Source organism: Clostridium sp. (assembly GCF_051650885.1).
GTDB lineage: Bacteria > Bacillota > Clostridia > Clostridiales > Clostridiaceae > Clostridium.
This window is the reverse complement of the sequence record NZ_JBOFRG010000308.1, coordinates 1-2,016: the sequence shown is the minus strand read 5'-3', so window position 1 is coordinate 2,016 and position 2,016 is coordinate 1. Positions and strand designations below refer to the sequence as shown.

The 2,016-nt window shown below is 28.1% G+C and carries 2 protein-coding genes; both read right to left on the bottom strand.

Annotated features, from left to right (window positions below):
* Positions 1 to 1,047: hypothetical protein (locus ACRC28_RS14785; RefSeq protein ID WP_438544204.1), on the bottom strand; the 1,047-nt coding region annotated here is incomplete at its 3' end.
* Positions 1,040 to 1,747, bottom strand: coding sequence for an ABC transporter ATP-binding protein (locus ACRC28_RS14780; RefSeq protein ID WP_438544203.1), 708 nt, complete (start codon positions 1,745 to 1,747; stop codon positions 1,040 to 1,042). The genes ACRC28_RS14785 and ACRC28_RS14780, both read right to left, overlap by 8 nt.
* Between the last annotated feature and the right edge of the window lie 269 nt (positions 1,748 to 2,016).

Here is a 2,016-nt window from a genome sequence, read left to right as displayed (position 1 = left end):
AAGGCTTGGATCTATTGCAGTTTCAAAAATCATTTCTATAGATTTTTCTCCCATAAAAATTGCCATAAATCCATATGCAATAAAAAGAATTCCTCCAACTACAAGATTCACTAAAACCATTGGCATAGAAAGGTACTTTTTAATTTCATTTCTTACTAGAGAATGAATCACTCCAGTTTCTTTTTGCTTTGTCATTTTAAAGTTATTTTTTCTATTTGTTTCTAAAAGTCTACTATTTATTTTTAAATATAACTTATCTACTATAAGCACAAAAGTTGCAAAAACTATAATTGATACTCCTATAAAGACTATCATTGATACTATATTTCCATTTATTAAAGACTGAATATAGAAATTATTTAAAGGATATATAGCCGAATATACATCTGTCATCTTTGAACTTGTTTGCATTATATTAGTTATAAATTCCTCTCCTACAAGCATAGGGAAAAACATCATAAATAAGATAAATGCTAAAAACATACCTATAGTTATAAAGTTTCTGTATCTAAATCTACTACTTACATAAAGTAGTAATGACCCAATAAGTGTTGCTATTGCTGTTGGAACTAAAGGAATAAAAAACATTAAAATTATTCCTCGTACTAAGAATAGGCTATCTACACTAGGTGCATTTAAATAATATAAGACCAAGCTTGGAACTATAAATACTGCTGTCATTAAGAAAGTTGGTAAAACAATATTTATAACTTTAGCTACTATAATGCTCTTTTTATTTAGAGGCATTGATGTTAGCAAACTAAAATCTTTCCCTCCAAATATAGCCCCTGCAAGCTTTATTATCCCAAGACCTAGTATAGCTAATGTACAAGATAGAAGCCCCATACTTAAAGCTACATCTCCCTGCCCCATCTTTGCCGCATCTTCCATAAGCATACTGTTAAGCATCCATGATAACCATATAAAATAAACACTCAAAACTATTCCAAGTAATATTTTCCCTATAGCATTTTTACCCTTTACAATATTATTTATATTATAAGAATTTAAAAAATCATATTTAACTAAACTAAAAAATCTACTCATCTTCTTCTAGCTCCATAAATATTTTCTCAAGAGAGCTGTCACCAACAATTTTCTTTACTTCTCCACTTGCAACTAGCTGTCCCTTTTTTATTATTGCAACTTTATCACAGATTTTTTCTGCAACTTCTAGAACATGAGTTGAAAAGAATATTGATGAACCTTCCTTGCATATCTCTTTCATAATTTCCTTTATTTTATGTGAAGCCACAGGATCAAGACCTACAAATGGCTCATCTAAAATTAAAAGCTTTGGCTTATGAATTAATGCAGATATTAATACAAGCTTTTGCTTCATTCCATGAGAATATGATGATATCAAATCACCTAAAGCATTTGTTAGTTCAAATAGATCACCATATTTTTTTATAATATCTTCTCTATTTTCAACTTTAAATACATCTGATATAAAGTTAAGATACTGTATCCCTGTTAAATTTTCATAAATATCAGGATTATCAGGTACATACGCGATTATCTTCTTGCATTCGTTTGGATTTTCTTTAACTGATATTCCATTTACAAAGATTTCACCCTCTTCTACTTCTAAAATCCCAACTATAGCTTTTATAGTAGTTGTTTTTCCAGCTCCGTTATGACCTATAAATCCAAAAATTTCACCCTTTTCAATTTTTAAATTTAAATTATCTACTACTTTCTTCCCTTTTAAATAACTCTTTGAAAAATTTCTTATCTCAAGCATAATTCTCCCTCTCATTTCCATTTTTATTTGTTATATATAATATATAACAACCGTCCTAAACTTTCAACCATTTTTGTATTTTTTCAAACTTTTAATCAAAAAAATCTTGCACACACTATGGTGTACAAGATTTTCTTATTTTTTACTCATTAAAATTTCATTTCCTTTAGATAACGTAACTTTACCTACAAGAATATTTTCATTGTCTTCTTTTACTATTGTAATAGATGGCTTTGAATAATTGCCATATAAAACAGTAGAAAAGTTAT